Raw genomic sequence first — 16,255 nt, forward strand, 5'->3', positions numbered from 1 at the left:
AGCGCCCGCGGGATTGCGCGCTAGTTGTCCGCCAGGGTCTGCGCGCCGGGCATGTCGAAGCCGTTCTCATCCAGGGCGGCCTGCAAGGCGGTGCGCTGTTCAGCGTTCAGTTCCACGAGGGGCGGTCGTACCGTCGCCCAGGCCGGATCGCCGGATTTCCAGGCAATCGCGGCCTTCATCGCGGGGATCATGGGGAATTTGCCGAACACGTTGCGGGTCGCGTTCAGACCGGCCTGGCGAGCGTCGGCGTCGGCTTCCTGCCAGCGCTGCTGCAGGGCGACGATGGGGCCCGGATTGACGTTGCCGGTGGCGGTGATGCAGCCCACGCCGCCCGCGCGCAGGGTCTGCAGCAGGAAGGCTTCGCTGCCCGCGTAGACCTTGAAGCCGCGCGGCGCGAAGCGTTCGATCATGGCCGCCGTGTTGTTCCAGTCCCCACCACTGTCCTTTACGCCGGCGACCTGGCCGGGATAGCGGTCGAGCAGGCGGTCGATCAGGTCCAGGCTCAGCGGCACCTGGCTCACGGGAGGGATGTGATACAGGTACATGCGCAACCGGTCGTCGCCCACGCCTTCGATCAGTTCGGCGTAGTAGCGGAACAGGCCTTCGTCGCTCACGCCCTTGTAATAGAAGGGGGGCAGGACCAGCACGCCCATGCTGCCGCTGCGCACGGCGTGGCGTGTCAACTCGATCGCGTCGGGCAGCGCGCAGGCGCCCGTGCCGGGCATCAGCGCCGACGGTTCCACGCCCGCTTCCAGCAGCGCGTCCAGCAGGCTGCGCTTTTCCGACAGGGCGAGCGAGTTGGCTTCCGAGTTGGTGCCGAATATGGCCAGCCCGACGGATTGTTCGCGCAGCCAGCGGCAGTGCTTCACATAGCGTCCCAGCGCCGGGCGATAGGCTGCGTCGAATGGCGTCAGGACCGGAGAAAAAACGCCGGGAATGCTGGCTTGGGTGCTCATTGTCTCTACTCGTTTTCTGATGAATGAAAAGGACGCGCCACGGGGCGCAGCGGCAACGACTGATTCTGGCACCGAAGCGGCCAGTGAACATCTGCTGTTTAATTGCTTCAATCCATAAAATTGTTGTGGTTTGCCCTGGCGCAAACCATGCCTGCAGAAAAAGGGGGGACGCTTTGGATACGCGATATGTGCAGAGCTTTGTGTCGGTGGTCGAATGCGGATCGCTGGCGGAGGCCGCGCGCCGGCTGGACCTGACCCCCGCTGCCATTGCGGCGCGGGTGCGCACCCTGGAGGAAGAGCTGGGCGCCACGCTCATCAAGCGCGTGGGCCGCAGCGTCAAGGCGACCGAAGCGGGCCTGAAAGTGCTGGAACGAGCCCGCAGCGTGCTGCGCGAAGTGCGCGACCTGCGGGCCAGCGCCAGCGACGACGCGCCCTTGGGCGAGTTGAGGCTGGGCGTGTCGGTGTCGGCGCTGACGGGCATCATGCCCACCGTGCTGGCGCGCCTGTACCGGCGCCTGCCCAAGCTGGCCGTTTTCGTGGAGCCAGGCACCTCCAATCACCTGTACCACCGGGTGATCAACGGCGACCTGGACGCGGCCTTCATCGTCAAGCCGCAATTCAACCTGTCCAAGGGCTACGCCTGGAAATTGGTGGCGGAAGAGCCGCTGGTGGTGCTGGCGCCGCCCGATACCGTGAGCAATGACGCCCACGAACTGATGAGCACGCAGCCTTTTATACGCTATGACCGCAACGTCTGGGGCGGCCGGCTGGCGGACCAGTATCTGCGCCAGCACGGCATCGTGCCGCGCGAGCGCCTGGAGGTCGACGGCCTGATGGGCATCGCCTGCATGGTGTCGGAAGGGCTGGGCGTGTCGCTGGTACCCGATTGGGCGCCGGATTGGGTGGACAGCCGGCGCGTCAAGCGAGTGCCGCTGCCGGGGCGCGCGCCTCTGCGCTGCATGGGGATCATCTGGGCCCGGCATATGCCGCATTCGGCGTTGGCGGAAGCGTTCGTCGAAGAGGCCGGCCTGGCTTTGAACCTGCCCGCGGAGCCGATAGAGGACGAGTGAGCGGCCGAGGGGGCGCGCTGCGAATCGCGCGGGGCGTCGCTGCCCTGCGGACCCACCATGAAAAACACCCCGTACGCTGGATCGGTATCCAGCGTACGGGGTGCGATGTGCTGCCAGTCGCAAGCCCTTGCGGGCCTGCGGTTTAGTGGCGCGTTTCGACCTGAACCAGCGGCTCGTTGGAAACGGGCGCGACCGGCTTGCGCTCGCGGCCCAGGCGGACCGGTGTGTGCGCAGCGGCGATACGCAGCTGGGTCTGGGCGTGGCGGTCCGGATCGGTCTCCACCCACTGCAGGCCGGCGGCATTCACCACGTCGTGCAGGGCCTGGGCCTTGGCCGACGGGGCGACAGCCGGCACCACGATGGGCTGGCTGGCTGCGGGCGTCGCGGCAGCCGCTTCCTGCGCGACAGGCGCGGCCGGAGCAACCGGGGCGACCGGCGCCGGGGCGGGAGCAACCACGGGTTCGACGGCGGCGGCTTCCACCGGCGCCGGCTCGGTCGCTGCGGGGGCGGAAACCTCGCTCGCGGCCTGCACGGACACCGGCTGGGTCACTTCGGCGGTAGCCGTCTGCACGGGCTGGGCCACGGGTTCGACGGCTTGCTCGGCTTGGGCCTGCACGGGCGCTGCCGGCTGGGTTTCAACCGGAGCAGCGGCAACCTGGACGGGCTCGGCTGTCGTGGTTTCGGGCTGCTGGGCTTGCGCCGGAGCGGCCTGGACCTGCGCGGCAGGTTCCTCGGTTTGCGCAGCGGTCACGGCGGGCTGGGCAGCGGCTTCTTCCGACTGTTCGATGCTGTCGTCGTCGGCGCCATCTTCCTGCTGGTCGTCGCTGCCGGCCAAGCCAGCTTCTTCCTGGCTGCGGCGGCCACGGCGGCTGCGGCGGCGGCGGCGCTTGCGCTCGGGATCGGCGGCGCCTTCGGCGCCTTCCACGGCGGGTACGCCATCGGCGGTCTGTTCGAGCACGGCTTCGGCTTCGCCGGCCTCGGCGGTCACCGCGGCGGCTTCAGGAGCCGGTTTGGTTTCGGGCAGGGCGGTGGCGACCGTCTGCGCCAGGGCGGCGACCATGCTTTCCTGTTCGCTCATCGGGGCGTCGGACTGGCCTTCCTCGCGGCGATTGCGGCCACGGCCGCGGCGGCGGTTGCGGCCGGCGCCGCTGTCCTCGCCGCCAGCTTCCACGGCTTGCTCGGGGCGGTTGGACGCCAGGGCAGCTTGCGCAGCCTGGGTGTCGCGTTCGCCACGGGTGTCGTTGCGGTTGTTGCGGTCGCCGCGTTCCTGGCGCTCGCCCTCGGCGCGGCGGTTGCCGCGGACGTGGTGGCGGCCGCCTTCGCTGCCCTCGGCGCCTTCGCCGCGGGATTCGCCGCGGCGGTTGCGGTTGCGGTCCGAACCATGGCGTTCGCCACGGCGTTCCTGGCCGTCATGGCTGCTGCGGCCCTTGCCGCGGCCGGAGCTGGCGCGCTTGGCGCTGTCTTCCTGGGCAGCGGGAGCGGGCTTGGCCGCTTCGGAGCTGCCGCCCAGCCACCCGAACAGGCGCTTGAACAGGCCGCCCAGGCCGCCGGTTGCTGCCGGCGCGGGAGCCGGCGCAGCGGGAGCCGGGGTCGAAACAGGAGCGGGCTGCGAGGGCGTGATGCCCTTGACCAGCGCTTCCGGACGCGACTTGATTTCGTGCTCGCGCGGCTGCCAGGGGGCGTCCGTGGCCGGGGCTTCAACCAGTTCGAAGCTGGTCTTCAGTTCTTCCAGGCGCGGATCGTCGTGGCGCAGGCGCTCGATGTGGTGGTGCGGCGTTTCCAGATGCTTGTTGGGGATCAGCATCAGGTTGACCTTGAGGCGGGCTTCCATCTTGGTGATGTCGGCGCGCTTTTCGTTCAGCAGGTAGGTTGCAACGTCGACCGGCACTTGGGCGTGCACGGCGGCGGTGTTTTCCTTCATGGCCTCTTCCTGCAGCAGGCGCAGCACATGCAGGGCGCTGGACTCGGCGTCGCGGATCACGCCGGTGCCGTTGCAGCGCGGGCAGGTGATGTGCGAGCCTTCGTTCAGGGCGGGACGCAGGCGCTGGCGCGACAGTTCCATCAGGCCGAAGCGCGAAATCTTGCCCATCTGGACGCGGGCGCGGTCGAAGTGGAGGGCGTCACGCAGGCGCTGTTCGACGGCGCGCTGGTTCTTGCTGTCCTCCATGTCGATGAAGTCGATGACGATCAGGCCGCCCAGGTCGCGCAGGCGCAACTGGCGGGCCACTTCATCGGCTGCTTCCGAGTTGGTGCGCAGCGCGGTTTCCTCGATGTCGGCGCCGCGCGTGGAGCGGGCCGAGTTGACGTCCACGGAAACCAGGGCTTCGGTGTGATCGATGACGATGGCGCCGCCCGAGGGCAGCGTGACCGTGCGCGAGTACGCCGTTTCGATCTGGTGTTCGATCTGGAAACGGGAGAAGAGGGGGATATCGTCGCGGTAGCGTTTGACGCGTTGGACGTTGTCCGGCATCACCACGCTCATGAAAGCCGTGGCCTGGTCGGCGATCTCGTCGGTATCGATGAGGATCTCGCCGATTTCCGGGGAGAAGTAGTCGCGGATGGCCCGGATGACCAGGCTGGATTCCAGGTAGATCAGGATCGGCGCGGAGTTGTCGCGCGCGGCGCCGTCGATCGCGGTCCAGAGCTGCAACAGGTAGGACAGGTCCCACTGGAGCTCTTCGACGTTGCGGCCGATGCCGGCGGTGCGGGCGATGATGCTCATGCCCTGGGGCAGATCGAGCTGCTCCATCGTGTCGCGCAGTTCCTGGCGGTCCTCGCCCTCGACGCGGCGCGAAACGCCACCGCCACGGGGGTTGTTGGGCATCAGGACCAGGTAGCGGCCGGCCAGCGAGATGAACGTGGTCAGGGCGGCGCCCTTGTTGCCGCGCTCTTCCTTTTCAACCTGGACGATCAGTTCCTGGCCTTCGCGCAGGGCGTCCTGGATGCGGGCGCTGCGGACGTCCACGCCTTCCTTGAAGTAGCTGCGGGCCACTTCCTTGAAAGGCAGGAAACCGTGACGGTCTTCACCGTAGTTGACGAAGCAAGCTTCGAGGCCGGGTTCAATCCGGGTGATGACACCTTTGTAGATATTGCCTTTGCGTTGTTCACGGCCGGCAGTCTCGATGTCGAGGTCGATGAGTTTTTGCCCATCGACGATAGCGACGCGTAATTCTTCCTGATGCGTCGCATTGAACAGCATGCGCTTCATGAGAGGGGTTCTCCGTTGTCATGACGCGCCGATATCGGCGCGTGACCTCGGGTCACTCGGGCTGCGGGCTGAAGCGGGCAAGAGTTGCGGACCGTACCTGGGCGGCGCCCAGGCGTATCCGCCGCGGGTCAGGCGGGCACGTCGAGCCGTGGGGCTCGGGGTTCTGTCAGCAGGAGGGTCAGCTTCACTGAATGTGGTTTGACGGAAAAGTGCTGTGAACGGCAGTTGCGGTCGGATTGGTTGCCCACGCGCAGCTGGTGCTTTAAATATGCGACGATTCTTGCGGTGCTTCAGAGCCGCTTGCGGCATGCAACGGACCTGCTGGGACAGCGGGCAAAATGAATGCCACACCACTATCCGGCAGGGCGCGGTTGCGCCGGCGACCAAATGACCCCGGGGGTTGAATGAGCAGGCAGTACAATGGCGGCCCGCGCGCTCGACGGAGTTGCGTAACGTTGCATCTCTACGTCAGGCGGCTAGTTCAGCCCCTTTAGGCTGTCCCGATTATATGTCGCTTTTCGCAATGCGCAAAGAAACTTCCCCCTCGCTTTCCCTCTCTAAAGCTCCCCCTGCCGTCCGGATGGTGGAAGTCGATGCCGAGCATGCCGGCCAGCGTCTGGACAACTACCTTGCGCGCCTGTGCAAGGGCGTCCCCAAAACCCATATCTACAAGGCCATACGCGGCGGCGAAGTGCGGGTAAACAAGGGACGCACTTCGGCCGACTACCGCGTCGCCGAGGGCGACGTGGTCCGCGTTCCGCCGCTGCGGCTGCCCGACCCGGGCAAGCCCCGGCCGGTGCCTGGCGCCGAATTCCCCGTGGTGTTCGAGGACGAGGCGTTGCTTGTCGTGGACAAGCCCGCCGGCGTGGCGGTCCATGGCGGCAGCGGCGTGTCCTTCGGCGTGATCGAACAGCTGCGGGCGGCCCGGCCCGGCGCCAAGTTCCTGGAACTGGTCCATCGCCTGGACCGGGAGACCTCGGGTCTCTTGATGGTGGCCAAGAAGCGCAGCGCCCTGCTGGCGTTGCACGCCATGCTGCGCGAAGGAAAAGGGGACAAACATTACCTGGCCCTGGTCGAGGGCGATTGGGTCAATGACCGCCAGCACATCAAGCTGGGGCTGTCCAAGTGGACCACCCAGTCCGGCGAGCGCCGGGTCAAGGTCGATCCGGACGGCCAGTCGGCGCACACCATCGTCACGCTCAAGCAGCGTTTTGGTGGCTATAGTCTGGTCGACGCCGAATTGCGTACCGGTCGCACCCATCAGATCCGGGTGCACCTGGCCGCCAGCGGCTTCCCCATCGTGGGCGACGACAAGTACGGCCACGACGAAGTACGGGCGCAGTTCGCGCGCATGGGTTTTGGCAGGATGTTCCTGCACGCCCACCAATTGACCTTGGCCCACCCGGTGACGGGCGAGTCCCTGACGCTTACCGCCGAGCTGCCCCCAGCTTGCCGGAAAATACTGAAACAACTGGAGTCGGTCTGATTATGTCGTATTCGCTGGTCGTTTTTGACTGGGATGGCACCCTGATGGATTCCACGCACAGCATCGTGGCCGCCATCCAGGGCGCCTGCCGCGACCTGGAGCTGGCGGTACCTTCGGCATCCGATGCCAGCTGGGTGATAGGCCTGTCCCTGGAAAGCGCCCTGCGCCGCGCGGTGCCGGAACTGACGCAGGCGATGCTGCCGCGCTTCCTGGAGCGCTACCGCACGCACTATCTGCTGCGTGATCCGGAATTGCGCCTGTTCGAGGGCGTGCAGGAACTCTTGGCCGAACTGGCCGGGCAGAACGTGCGCCTGGCGGTGGCTACCGGCAAGAGCCGCGTGGGCCTGACCCGCGCGCTGGCCGCGACCGGCCTGGGGCCGCTGTTCGATGCCACGCGCACCGCCGACGAAACTTTCAGCAAGCCGCATCCGGCGATGCTGCACGAGCTGATGCAGGAGCTGGACGTGGATCCGGACCGCGTCGTGATGGTGGGTGACACCTCGCACGACCTGCAGATGGCGATCAATGCCGGCGTGCATGGCCTGGGGGTGACCTATGGCGCACATACCCTGAAGGAACTTGAGGGTTGTTCGCCCCAGGCGGTGCTCGACAGCGTGCCGAAGGTGCGCGAATGGCTGCTGCCTCGTATCTAGCGACCTGGCGCCCGGGATTCTCCGGGCGTGCGCAGTCCGGGCGCGGAACGCCCGCCGTACGCGCGGGTCTATAGGAAATACCCGCAAGCGCCGGCTGCCGCGGAATATCATGGGGCGGCGCGGCGTCCATGGCTTGCGCAGGGCGCGTCCATGATCCTGCGGGCGCTACACCGGAGACCATGATGTTGATACGCAAGCCCGACGATATTCTTCCGTCCGAGATCACCTCCGAGGACGTCTGGCGTTCGCGCCGCGAACTGATGCTGCGCGCGGGGCTGGTCGCGGCCGCCGCAGGCCTGCCGGGGTGGGCCATGCGCAGCGCGCACGCCCAGGAGGCCGGCGTTCTGCCGGGCAAGCTCAACCCCGCCTTGAGCGTCATGGACAAGCAGACGACGCTGGCCGACGTCACCTCCTACAACAACTACTACGAGTTCGGCGTGGATAAGGGCGATCCGGCCGCCAATGCCGGCAAATTGCAGACACGCCCCTGGAGCGTGAGCGTCGAGGGCGAAGTCGGCAAGCCGCGCACCTTTTCCATCGAAGAGCTGCTCAAGCTGGCGCCGATGGAAGAACGCGTCTACCGGCTGCGCTGCGTCGAGGGCTGGTCCATGGTGATTCCGTGGATGGGCTATTCGCTGTCGGCGCTGCTCAAGCAGGTCGAACCCACGGGCAACGCCAAGTACGTGGAATTCGTCACCGCCGTGCAGCGCGAGAACATGCCGGGCGTGCGCGCCGCGATCCTGGAATGGCCTTATGTGGAGGGCCTGCGCATCGACGAAGCCATGAATCCCCTGGCCATGCTGGTGTTCGGCGTCTACGGAAAGGTGCTGCCGAACCAGAACGGCGCGCCGCTCAGGTTGGCGGTACCCTGGAAGTATGGTTTCAAGTCGGCCAAGTCCCTGGTCAAGATCCGCCTGGTCGAAAAGCCGCCCGTGTCGTCGTGGATCAAGGCCGCGCCCCAGGAGTACGGCTTTTACGCCAATGTGAATCCCGAGGTGCCTCATCCGCGCTGGAGCCAGGCCACGGAACGCCGCATTGGCGAGGACGGGCTGTTCTCCCCCAAGCGCAAGACCTTGATGTTCAACGGTTATGCCGAACAGGTGGCGTCGCTCTACCAGGGGATGGACCTGAAGGCGAACTACTGAGGCGATTCCATGCCTGACGGCACTCCGCAGGTGGCTCCGGCCACGCCGCCGCGCAAGACCCAGCTTTCCGCCAAGACTGTGGGGCGCTTCAAACCGTTCCTGTTCCTGCTGGGGCTGGCGCCGTTCGCGCGTTGGATCTGGCTGGGCGTGAATAACGGGCTGACGGCGAACCCGGTCGAGTTCCTGACCCGTTCATCGGGCACCTGGACCCTGGTCTGCCTGCTCGTGACCCTGGCCATCACGCCGCTGCGCCGACTGACTGGCCAGCCGGCATTGGTGCGTCTGCGGCGCATGTGCGGTTTGTTCGCGTTCTTCTATGGATCCATGCACTTCATGGCCTGGGTCTGGTGGGATCGCGGCTTCGATCCGGCGGGCATGCTGCGCGATATCGGCGAACGCCCCTTCATCATGGTGGGATTTGCGGCGTTCGTGCTGATGGCCGCTCTGGCGGCTACCTCCACGCAGTGGGCCATGCGCAAGCTGGGCAAGCGCTGGCAAAGCCTGCACCGCGCCATCTATGCCATCGGCCTGCTGGCGGTGCTGCATTATTGGTGGCACAAGGCCGGCAAGAACGACCTGGCGCAGCCCGCCCTGTACGCCGCCGTGCTGGCCTTGTTGCTGGGCTGGCGGCTGGTCGCCTGGTTGCGCGGCAGGCGGTAGCGCTGCGCGTCCCTACAGCATCGCCAGCATGATGGCGGCAGTCTCCGCGTCCGGCTGGCCGTCGTACAGTGTCGGTCGGTAGTGCATCTGAAAGGCTGCCAGCGCGCCGATGGTGGCCGGGCTCAGTGTGCCGTCCTGTGGACACGCATAGCCCAACCGTGCCAGCTGTTTCTGGAACCATGCGACATCCGGGATGCCCTGGACCTGAAGGCGCGCGAGGTGTTCGGCGGCTCCGGTCTCGTCGTACCAGCGCCCGATTCCCGCCTCGGCCAACGTCTTCCACGGGAAAAGAGGGCCGGGATCCACCTTGCGCTGGGGCGCGATGTCGCTGTGGCCCACGATGTTCTCGGGCGTGACACCATGCCGTTGCGCAATATCGCGCAGCAATATGGTCAGTGCGCGCAATTGCTGGTCGTTGTACGGATGCCAGACAGGCTTGCCGTCAGAGCCCTCCGTCCAGCCTGGGTTGACGATTTCTATGCCGATGGACGTGCTGTTCATGGCGATGTTGCCATACCAGGAGCTGGCGCCGGCATGCCAGGCGGCGCGGTTCTCGTCGACCAGCCGGTAGACGCGGCCGGCGTCGTTAACCAGATAGTGCGAACTGACCTTGCCCTTGGAGAGCAATTCCATGGAACGGGCGTCGTCCACGCTGGTGTAGTGCAGCACGATGCTGCGTACCCGGCTGGCCTGGCTGACCGCAGTGATCGAGGTGTCCAGGTCCAGGCCGGCGGGGCCGCGCGCGGCGCATCCCGCCAGGATGGCCGCGGCAAGCGGCACAAGGAATAGGCGGCGCATGGATCAGCGCGCCAGGAAGAGGAATAGCGTCGGCAGCTTGTCGAGCTGGGGCGCCGGCTGCTTTTTCCAGTCGGCCACGCTGCGGGTGACGATCCATTCGTCGGCGGTCGTGACCGAGCGCGCCACGCACAGCTTGGTGTCGCCCTTCAGGCTGGCCAGCAGCGTGGCGAACATGGCGGCGTTGCGATAGGGGGTCTCGATCAGCAGTTGGGTCTGGTTGTGCTTGGCCGAGTGCTGCTCCCAGGCGCGCAGCTGCTTGGCGCGTTCCGCGGGGTCCACCGGCGCGTAGCCATGGAAGGCAAAGCGCTGGCCGTCCAGTCCGCTGGCCATCAGGCCCAGCAGGATGGAAGAGGGGCCGACCCAGGGTTTTACCGTGATGCCCAGGCGGTGTGCGGCGTCCGCGACCTTGGCGCCCGGGTCCGCGACCGCGGGGCAGCCCGCCTCGGAGACCAGGCCGATTTCCGCGCCCTTGAGCGCCGGTTCCAGCCAGGCCTTGATCTGGGCGGCGTCTACCTTGTCGTTCAGGGTGTGGATGGTGATTTCCTGCAGCGGCCGGGTTGTGCCGATCAGCTTGAGGAAGGCGCGCGCGGTCTTTGCGTTTTCGGCGATGTAGGTGTCCAGCTGGCCTGCCAGGGTGCGGACCTCGGTGGGGAGCCAGCGCTCGGGCGGGGCTTCACCCAGGCCGACCGGGATCAGGTGCAGCGCGCCGCTCATGTGGATGCTCCGGGCGCGTCCAGCGGATCCAGGCCGAACTGCGCCAGCATGCCGGTCAGCGCGATCAGCGGCAGCCCGATGATGGCGGTGGGGTCGTCGCTCTGGATGCTTTCCATCAGTGCGATGCCCAGGCTTTCCGCCTTGGCGCTGCCTGCGGTATCGTAGGGTTCTTCGGCGCGCAGATAGGCTTCGATCGCGCGGTCCGACAGCTGGCGGAAATGGCAGCGCGTGACGATGTCGGCTTTTTCCACCCGCTGGCCGTCCGTGACCGCCAAGGCGCTGTGAAATTCCACGATTTGACCCGACAGGGCCCGCAATTGCGCCAATGCGCGCGGGAAATCCCCCGGTTTGCCGATGGGCTGTCCGTCGATGGTGGCCACCTGGTCCGAGCCGATCACGATGCTGCCGGGGTAATTGGCCGCGACCGCCATGGCCTTGGCCACGGACAGGCGCAGCGCCAGGGCTTCGGGCGTTTCGCCGGAGTGTGGCGTTTCGTCTACATCGGGGGAAATCGCCGTGAAAGGCAGGCGCAGGCGGGACAGCAGTTCTTTGCGGTAACGCGAGCTGGACGCGAGGATCAGGCTGGGCTTGGAAGGCATGCGATATTTGACGTTAAGGCGTAAGTCACAGTATTATCTAACGTTTTGCGGGATTTTTGCATGAATGGGCGCGCGAGCAAGCCGGTGGCGAAGCTTGGCGGCCTCGGCAAAATCATGGGTTCTGGGTTTTCCGGGGTTTAAACCCCCGGGGTTTTAAACCCGCGAGTTCGGGCTCTGTGAACAGCCCCGCGAATGCAAAGGACTGAACATCAAGCGCATCGATGCATACGCATTTGCCCAGATGGGCAAGGAAGCGCAAGGAACCATACCTCTTGTGCGGCTTACGCGCGTGGTTGACGGGCTGCCCGAACAACCGCAGGGCGATGCCGGACTCGTGACGTGGTCCGTGCGCGGCGAAATGGGTAGAACCGGCCTGCTGATGGGCCGGCCGCTACTGCATATCCATGTGCAGGCGAATCCGGTGCTGGTGTGCCAACGGTGCAACGAGCCGTTCGTGTATCCGATCGACAGCGAAGTCCTTTTGCAGCTGGTCAAGTCCGAAGCCGATCTCGACGACGATGCTTCCTACGGGGATCCGTCCGGCGAGGACGACGAGGACGAAGAAGGAAATGGTTTTGTGTCCAACCTGCCTGAAAAGGTGGTGGGTTCGCATCATTTTGATCTGCTGGCCCAGATCGAAGATGAGCTCATTCTGAGCGTTCCGTATGTGCCCAAGCATGATGTATGCCCGGGCGCGCTGGCCAAGGTCAGCGAAGCTTCTCCCGAGGAGCCCGCTGTCAAGCGTCCGTCGCCGTTTGCGGTGCTGGAACAACTGAAGCACAAAGATTGAGATCAACATCGGGCCGCATCGCGTACAATGCGCCCCGTTTCTAGGAGTCATCATGGCCGTTCAACAAAACAAGAAGTCCCCGTCCAAGCGCGGTATGCACCGCTCGCACGATTTTCTGGTGAACCCGCCGACCGCGATCGAACCCAACACGGGCGAAGCGCATCTGCGTCACCACATCAGCCCCAACGGCTTCTACCGCGGCCGCAAGGTCCTGAAGACCAAGGCCGACGAATAAGGCCCCCGGGCCGAACTCGTACTCGGACCATTTCGGCTGAGCGCTGATACCTGGCACCCGTGATACGCATCGCCATAGACTGTATGGGCGGAGACTTCGGTCTGCCCGTCACGATTCCGGCTGCGATCGAGTTCGCCCGGCAATTTCCGGATACCCGGCTATTGCTGGTCGGGCTTCCCGACGCCATCGAAGCGGCGCTCTCCGAGCACCGCGGCGTGGCGCGTGATCGCATTGAGATCGTGGCGGCTTCCGAAGTCGTCACCATGGACGACCCGGTCGAGGTCGCCCTGCGCCGCAAAAAAGACTCCTCCATGCGCCTGGCCGCCCAGTCCGTCAAGGACGGGCGCGCCGACGCCTGCGTTTCCGCGGGCAATACCGGCGCGTGGATGGCCATTTCACGCTATGTGCTCAAGACGCTGGACGGCATAGACCGCCCCGCGATCGCCACGTCCATTCCGAACCAGACGGGCCGCGCCACCACGGTGCTGGACCTGGGCGCGAATGTGGACTGCACGGCCGAGCATCTACTCCAATTCGCCATCATGGGCGCCGCGCTGTCGCAGGCGGTGGACCATCGCGAGCGCCCCTCGGTGGGCCTGCTCAACATCGGCGAAGAAGTCATCAAGGGCAACGAAGTCGTCAAGGAAGCCGCCGAGCTCCTGCGCAGCAGCCCGCTCAACTTCTACGGCAACGTGGAAGGCAATGACATATTCAAAGGCACGGTCGACGTCGTCGTCTGCGACGGTTTCGTCGGCAACGTCGTGCTCAAGTCCGTCGAAGGGCTGGCGAAGATGTTGTCCAGCGTCATTCGCGAAGAGTTCAAACGCAATCTGATCACGCTGCTGGCTGGCGCGGTGGCCAAGCCGGTGCTCAACCGCCTGCGCACCCGCGTCGACAACCGGCGCTATAACGGCGCCGCGCTGCTGGGCTTGCGCGGCGTGGTCATCAAGAGCCATGGTTCCGCGGACGTCTACGCCTATGGATTTGCGTTGCAGCGCGCCCGTGAAGCCGTAGTGAGTAAACTGCTGGAGCGCACCGCTGAGACGGTCGCTCAGATTACCAAGCGCGTTCAATCTGGCGAAGGCCCCTCGGTGTCGTCGCCAAACGTGGCTGGGGACACCGCTTGATGGATACCGCAATGAAATATTCCGTGATCGCGGGCACCGGCAGCTTCCTGCCGGAACGCGTGGTTTCGAATGACGAACTGGCGGCGGAGCTGGCGACGCGCGACATCGCCACCTCCGACGAATGGATCGTCGAGCGCACCGGCATCCGCCAGCGCCATCTGGCCGAGCGCGGCGTGACCACCAGCGTCCTGGCGACCGAGGCCTCGCGCCGCGCGCTTGCCGATGCCGGCGTGGACGCCTCCGAGGTCGACCTGATCGTCCTGGCCACGTCGACGCCGGACTTCGTGTTTCCGAGCACCGCCTGCATCGTGCAGTCCAATATCGGCGCCAAGGGTTCGGCGGCATTCGACGTGCAGGCCGTGTGCAGCGGTTTCGTCTATGCGATGACCACCGCCGACAGCTTCATCCGTGCCGGCCGTGCGCGTTGCGCGCTGGTCATCGGCGCTGAAGTCTTCTCGCGCATCCTGGACTGGAACGACCGCTCCACCTGCGTGCTGTTCGGCGACGGCGCCGGCGCCGTGGTGCTCAAGGCTTCCGACAAGCCTGGCATCCTGGCCGCGCAACTGCACGCCGACGGCAGCCAGGCCAAGATCCTGAACGCTGCGGGCAACGTAGCCTATGGCGACGTGACCGGCGATCCGTTCCTGCGCATGGACGGGCAGGCCGTGTTCAAGCAGGCCGTTACCGTGCTGGACCGTTCCGCGCGCGACACCTGCGCCGAAGCGGGCGTCGAGATCGCCGACGTCGATTGGCTGATCCCGCACCAGGCCAACGTGCGCATCCTGAATTTCCTGGCGCGCAAGCTTGCCGTGCCGGTCGAGAAGGTCGTCGTCACCGTCGACAGCCACGCCAACACCTCTGCAGCCAGCGTGCCGCTGGCCCTGGACGCCGCGCGCCGCGACGGCCGCGTCAAGCCGGGCCAGTTGATCCTGATGCAAGGCGTGGGCGGCGGATTCACCTGGGGCTCGGTACTGGCCCGCATGTAAGGGCGCGCTCCGGCGCGGCGTGGCGCTCGGCGCCGCGGCCGCCGGAACGATGTGCCTGGCATTCCACACAGACACTGAATCAATCCAAACGGTCAAACATGAAAATCGCTTTTGTCTTTCCTGGCCAAGGTTCCCAAGCTGTCGGCATGCTGGACGCCTGGTCCGGCGTCGCGGCCGTCACGGACACCGTGGCGCGCGCCTCGCAGGCGCTGGGTCAGGACCTGGGCGCGCTGATCGCGCAAGGCCCTGCGGAACAGCTCAACCTGACCACCAACACCCAGCCCGCCATGCTGACCGCTGGCGCTGCGTTCTACGCGGCCTGGTGCGCTGCTGGCGGCCGCAAGCCCGACGTCGTGGCCGGCCACAGCCTGGGCGAATACGCCGCGCTGACGGCCGCGGGCTCGCTCGCGCTTGAAGATGCCGTGCGTCTGGTGCGCGTGCGCGCCGACGCCATGCAGGCCGCGGTGCCGGTAGGCACCGGCGCCATGGCCGCCATCCTGGGTCTGGACGACGACGCCGTGCGCGCGGCCTGCGAAGCCGCCGCCCAGGGCGAGGTTGTCGAAGCCGTGAACTTCAACGCGCCCGCGCAGGTCGTGATCGCAGGCCACAAGGCCGCGGTCGAACGCGCTTGCGAACTGGCCAAGGCCGCAGGCGCCAAGCGCGCGCTGCTGCTGCCGGTGTCCGCGCCGTTCCACTCCAGCCTGCTCAAGCCCGCCGCAGACGTGCTGGCCGGCGCGCTGGCCGGCGTGACCGTGTCCGCGCCGCAGGTGCAAGTGATCAACAACGTCGACGTGGCTTCGCCTGTCGAACCCGATGCAATCCGGGATGCGCTGGTGCGCCAGGCATGGCATCCTGTGCGCTGGGTCGAAACCCTGCGCGCGATGAAGGCGCAAGGCGTCACGCACGTCATCGAATGCGGTCCCGGCAAGGTGCTGGCCGGCCTGACCAAGCGCATCGATCCCGAACTCACGGGCATGGCCATTACCGATCCTGCTTCGCTTGAAGCAGCGTTGGCCGCCGTCAACGGAAATTAAGAACATGGACAACACCTCGATCGAACTGCAGGGCAAGATCGCGCTGGTGACCGGCGCCACGCGTGGCATTGGCCGCGCCATCGCCCAGGAACTGGCTGCGCGCGGCGCCACCGTCGTCGGCACCGCCACGTCCGAATCGGGCGCTGCCGCCATCACCGAAGCGCTGGCGCCCGTGGGCGGCCGCGGCGTGGTGCTGGACGTGACCGACGCCGCTGCCTGCGATGCGCTGATCGACGCGCTGGGCAAGGAGGGCGGCGGTCCCCACATCCTCGTCAATAACGCAGGCATCACCCGTGATACGCTGGCGATGCGCATGAAGGATGAGGACTGGTCGGCTGTCATCGATACCAACCTGGCTTCGGTTTTCCGCCTGTCGCGCGCCGTGCTGCGCAGCATGATGAAGGCCCGCTGGGGACGCATCATCAACGTCACGTCCGTGGTGGGTTCCAGCGGCAACCCGGGCCAGGCCAACTACGCCGCGGCCAAGGCCGGCGTGGCAGGCATGTCGCGCGCCCTGGCGCGTGAACTGGGCAGCCGCAACATCACCGTGAACTGCGTCGCGCCCGGTTTCATCGATACCGACATGACGCGCGCGCTGGGCGAAAATCAGACTGCGGCCTTGCTGCAGCAGATTCCGCTGGGCCGCCTGGGTTCGCCTGCCGACATCGCCCACGCCGTGGCGTTTTTGTCCGGGCCGCAGGCGGGTTACATTACCGGCACCACCCTGCACGTCAACGGCGGGATGTACATGCAATAAGTCACGAATCGCGCGTAGGCGGCCAGTTCCGCCATGC

At 66.3% G+C, this 16,255-nt stretch carries 16 protein-coding genes and 1 pseudogene; 11 read left to right on the top strand and 6 right to left on the bottom strand.

Going from position 1 to position 16,255, the window contains the following annotated elements; all coding sequences use genetic code 11:
• Positions 1 to 20: 20 nt before the first annotated feature.
• Positions 21 to 956, bottom strand: coding sequence for a dihydrodipicolinate synthase family protein (locus IB258_RS11430; protein ID WP_054450588.1), 936 nt, complete (start codon positions 954 to 956; stop codon positions 21 to 23).
• 173 nt (positions 957 to 1,129) lie between these two features.
• On the opposite strand from IB258_RS11430, the gene IB258_RS11435 reads away from it, so the two are divergent.
• Positions 1,130 to 2,026: a LysR family transcriptional regulator gene (locus IB258_RS11435; RefSeq protein WP_054450590.1), complete on the top strand. Its 897-nt coding sequence runs from the start codon at positions 1,130 to 1,132 to the stop codon at positions 2,024 to 2,026.
• A gap of 142 nt (positions 2,027 to 2,168) precedes the next feature.
• Here IB258_RS11435 and IB258_RS11440 read toward each other — a convergent pair whose 3' ends face one another.
• Positions 2,169 to 5,225, bottom strand: a complete 3,057-nt coding sequence (locus IB258_RS11440; RefSeq protein WP_225590366.1) for an Rne/Rng family ribonuclease — start codon at positions 5,223 to 5,225, stop codon at positions 2,169 to 2,171.
• Positions 5,209 to 5,256: pseudogene (locus tag IB258_RS30600) on the bottom strand (hypothetical protein); the annotation flags it as partial. The pseudogene IB258_RS30600 and the gene IB258_RS11440, both read right to left, overlap by 17 nt.
• A 501-nt stretch (positions 5,257 to 5,757) precedes the next feature.
• Here IB258_RS30600 and IB258_RS11445 point away from each other — a divergent pair.
• From IB258_RS11445 to msrQ, 4 genes are all read left to right on the top strand, one after another.
• Positions 5,758 to 6,720 carry an RluA family pseudouridine synthase gene (locus IB258_RS11445; RefSeq protein ID WP_175181235.1) on the top strand — a complete coding sequence of 321 codons (963 nt, stop codon included), beginning with the start codon at positions 5,758 to 5,760 and terminating at the stop codon, positions 6,718 to 6,720.
• A 2-nt stretch (positions 6,721 to 6,722) separates the two neighbouring features.
• A complete protein-coding gene (locus IB258_RS11450; protein WP_054450595.1) occupies positions 6,723 to 7,373 on the top strand; it encodes an HAD family hydrolase in 651 nt (216 codons plus the stop codon).
• Positions 7,374 to 7,555: 182 nt separating this feature from the next.
• The gene (gene msrP / locus IB258_RS11455; RefSeq protein WP_054450597.1) at positions 7,556 to 8,518 is read left to right on the top strand and encodes a protein-methionine-sulfoxide reductase catalytic subunit MsrP; all 963 of its coding nucleotides are present in this window, start codon (positions 7,556 to 7,558) and stop codon (positions 8,516 to 8,518) included.
• A 9-nt stretch (positions 8,519 to 8,527) separates the two neighbouring features.
• Positions 8,528 to 9,178, top strand: coding sequence for a protein-methionine-sulfoxide reductase heme-binding subunit MsrQ (gene msrQ, locus IB258_RS11460; protein ID WP_054450599.1), 651 nt, complete (start codon positions 8,528 to 8,530; stop codon positions 9,176 to 9,178).
• 12 nt (positions 9,179 to 9,190) lie between these two features.
• Here msrQ and IB258_RS11465 read toward each other — a convergent pair whose 3' ends face one another.
• From IB258_RS11465 to IB258_RS11475, 3 genes are read right to left on the bottom strand one after another with little or no spacing between them, the layout of a single operon-like run.
• Positions 9,191 to 9,976, bottom strand: coding sequence for an N-acetylmuramoyl-L-alanine amidase (locus IB258_RS11465; protein ID WP_054450601.1), 786 nt, complete (start codon positions 9,974 to 9,976; stop codon positions 9,191 to 9,193).
• Between the two features lie 3 nt (positions 9,977 to 9,979).
• On the bottom strand, positions 9,980 to 10,690 hold the full coding sequence (locus IB258_RS11470; protein WP_192352601.1) for an SAM-dependent methyltransferase: 711 nt from the start codon (positions 10,688 to 10,690) through the stop codon (positions 9,980 to 9,982).
• The gene (locus IB258_RS11475) at positions 10,687 to 11,289 is read right to left on the bottom strand and encodes a Maf-like protein (protein WP_192352602.1); all 603 of its coding nucleotides are present in this window, start codon (positions 11,287 to 11,289) and stop codon (positions 10,687 to 10,689) included. The genes IB258_RS11470 and IB258_RS11475 overlap by 4 nt, the downstream gene beginning before the upstream one ends.
• Positions 11,290 to 11,530: 241 nt before the next feature.
• Between IB258_RS11475 and IB258_RS11480 the strand changes: the two genes are divergently transcribed.
• From IB258_RS11480 to fabG, 6 genes are all read left to right on the top strand, one after another.
• The gene (locus IB258_RS11480) at positions 11,531 to 12,079 is read left to right on the top strand and encodes a DUF177 domain-containing protein (RefSeq protein WP_199728318.1); all 549 of its coding nucleotides are present in this window, start codon (positions 11,531 to 11,533) and stop codon (positions 12,077 to 12,079) included.
• Between the two features lie 52 nt (positions 12,080 to 12,131).
• Entirely contained in the window at positions 12,132 to 12,314 is a 183-nt protein-coding gene (rpmF, locus tag IB258_RS11485) for a 50S ribosomal protein L32 (RefSeq protein WP_013392223.1), read from the top strand.
• A gap of 59 nt (positions 12,315 to 12,373) precedes the next feature.
• Positions 12,374 to 13,441, top strand: coding sequence for a phosphate acyltransferase PlsX (gene plsX / locus IB258_RS11490; protein WP_054450609.1), 1,068 nt, complete (start codon positions 12,374 to 12,376; stop codon positions 13,439 to 13,441).
• Complete coding sequence (locus tag IB258_RS11495) at positions 13,441 to 14,427, top strand: beta-ketoacyl-ACP synthase III (protein WP_054450612.1); 987 nt, start codon at positions 13,441 to 13,443, stop codon at positions 14,425 to 14,427. The genes plsX and IB258_RS11495 overlap by 1 nt, the downstream gene beginning before the upstream one ends.
• 98 nt (positions 14,428 to 14,525) lie before the next feature.
• Positions 14,526 to 15,461 carry an ACP S-malonyltransferase gene (fabD, locus tag IB258_RS11500; RefSeq protein WP_054450614.1) on the top strand — a complete coding sequence of 312 codons (936 nt, stop codon included), beginning with the start codon at positions 14,526 to 14,528 and terminating at the stop codon, positions 15,459 to 15,461.
• A gap of 4 nt (positions 15,462 to 15,465) precedes the next feature.
• Positions 15,466 to 16,218: a 3-oxoacyl-ACP reductase FabG gene (fabG, locus tag IB258_RS11505; RefSeq protein WP_054450615.1), complete on the top strand. Its 753-nt coding sequence runs from the start codon at positions 15,466 to 15,468 to the stop codon at positions 16,216 to 16,218.
• The last annotated feature ends 37 nt before the right edge of the window (positions 16,219 to 16,255 follow it).

The sequence above is a fragment of the Achromobacter sp. ACM02 genome (assembly GCF_014851605.1).
Taxonomy (GTDB): Bacteria; Pseudomonadota; Gammaproteobacteria; order Burkholderiales; family Burkholderiaceae_B; genus Achromobacter; species Achromobacter aegrifaciens.

Bases quoted from the DNA above. Each gene is read 5' to 3' on its own strand.
- IB258_RS11495 (WP_054450612.1), top strand. From the start codon at position 13,441: ATGGATACCGCAATGAAATATTCCGTGATCGCGGGCACCGGCAGCTTC.
- IB258_RS11445 (WP_175181235.1), top strand. From the start codon at position 5,758: ATGCGCAAAGAAACTTCCCCCTCGCTTTCCCTCTCTAAAGCTCCCCCT.
- IB258_RS11480 (WP_199728318.1), top strand. From the start codon at position 11,531: ATGGGCAAGGAAGCGCAAGGAACCATACCTCTTGTGCGGCTTACGCGC.
- msrP (WP_054450597.1), top strand. From the start codon at position 7,556: ATGTTGATACGCAAGCCCGACGATATTCTTCCGTCCGAGATCACCTCC.
- fabG (WP_054450615.1), top strand. From the start codon at position 15,466: ATGGACAACACCTCGATCGAACTGCAGGGCAAGATCGCGCTGGTGACC.
- IB258_RS11430 (WP_054450588.1), bottom strand. From the start codon at position 956: ATGAGCACCCAAGCCAGCATTCCCGGCGTTTTTTCTCCGGTCCTGACG.
- IB258_RS11465 (WP_054450601.1), bottom strand. From the start codon at position 9,976: ATGCGCCGCCTATTCCTTGTGCCGCTTGCCGCGGCCATCCTGGCGGGA.
- rpmF (WP_013392223.1), top strand. From the start codon at position 12,132: ATGGCCGTTCAACAAAACAAGAAGTCCCCGTCCAAGCGCGGTATGCAC.
- IB258_RS11440 (WP_225590366.1), bottom strand. From the start codon at position 5,225: ATGCTGTTCAATGCGACGCATCAGGAAGAATTACGCGTCGCTATCGTC.
- IB258_RS11475 (WP_192352602.1), bottom strand. From the start codon at position 11,289: ATGCCTTCCAAGCCCAGCCTGATCCTCGCGTCCAGCTCGCGTTACCGC.
- fabD (WP_054450614.1), top strand. From the start codon at position 14,526: ATGAAAATCGCTTTTGTCTTTCCTGGCCAAGGTTCCCAAGCTGTCGGC.
- IB258_RS11470 (WP_192352601.1), bottom strand. From the start codon at position 10,690: ATGAGCGGCGCGCTGCACCTGATCCCGGTCGGCCTGGGTGAAGCCCCG.
- IB258_RS11450 (WP_054450595.1), top strand. From the start codon at position 6,723: ATGTCGTATTCGCTGGTCGTTTTTGACTGGGATGGCACCCTGATGGAT.
- msrQ (WP_054450599.1), top strand. From the start codon at position 8,528: ATGCCTGACGGCACTCCGCAGGTGGCTCCGGCCACGCCGCCGCGCAAG.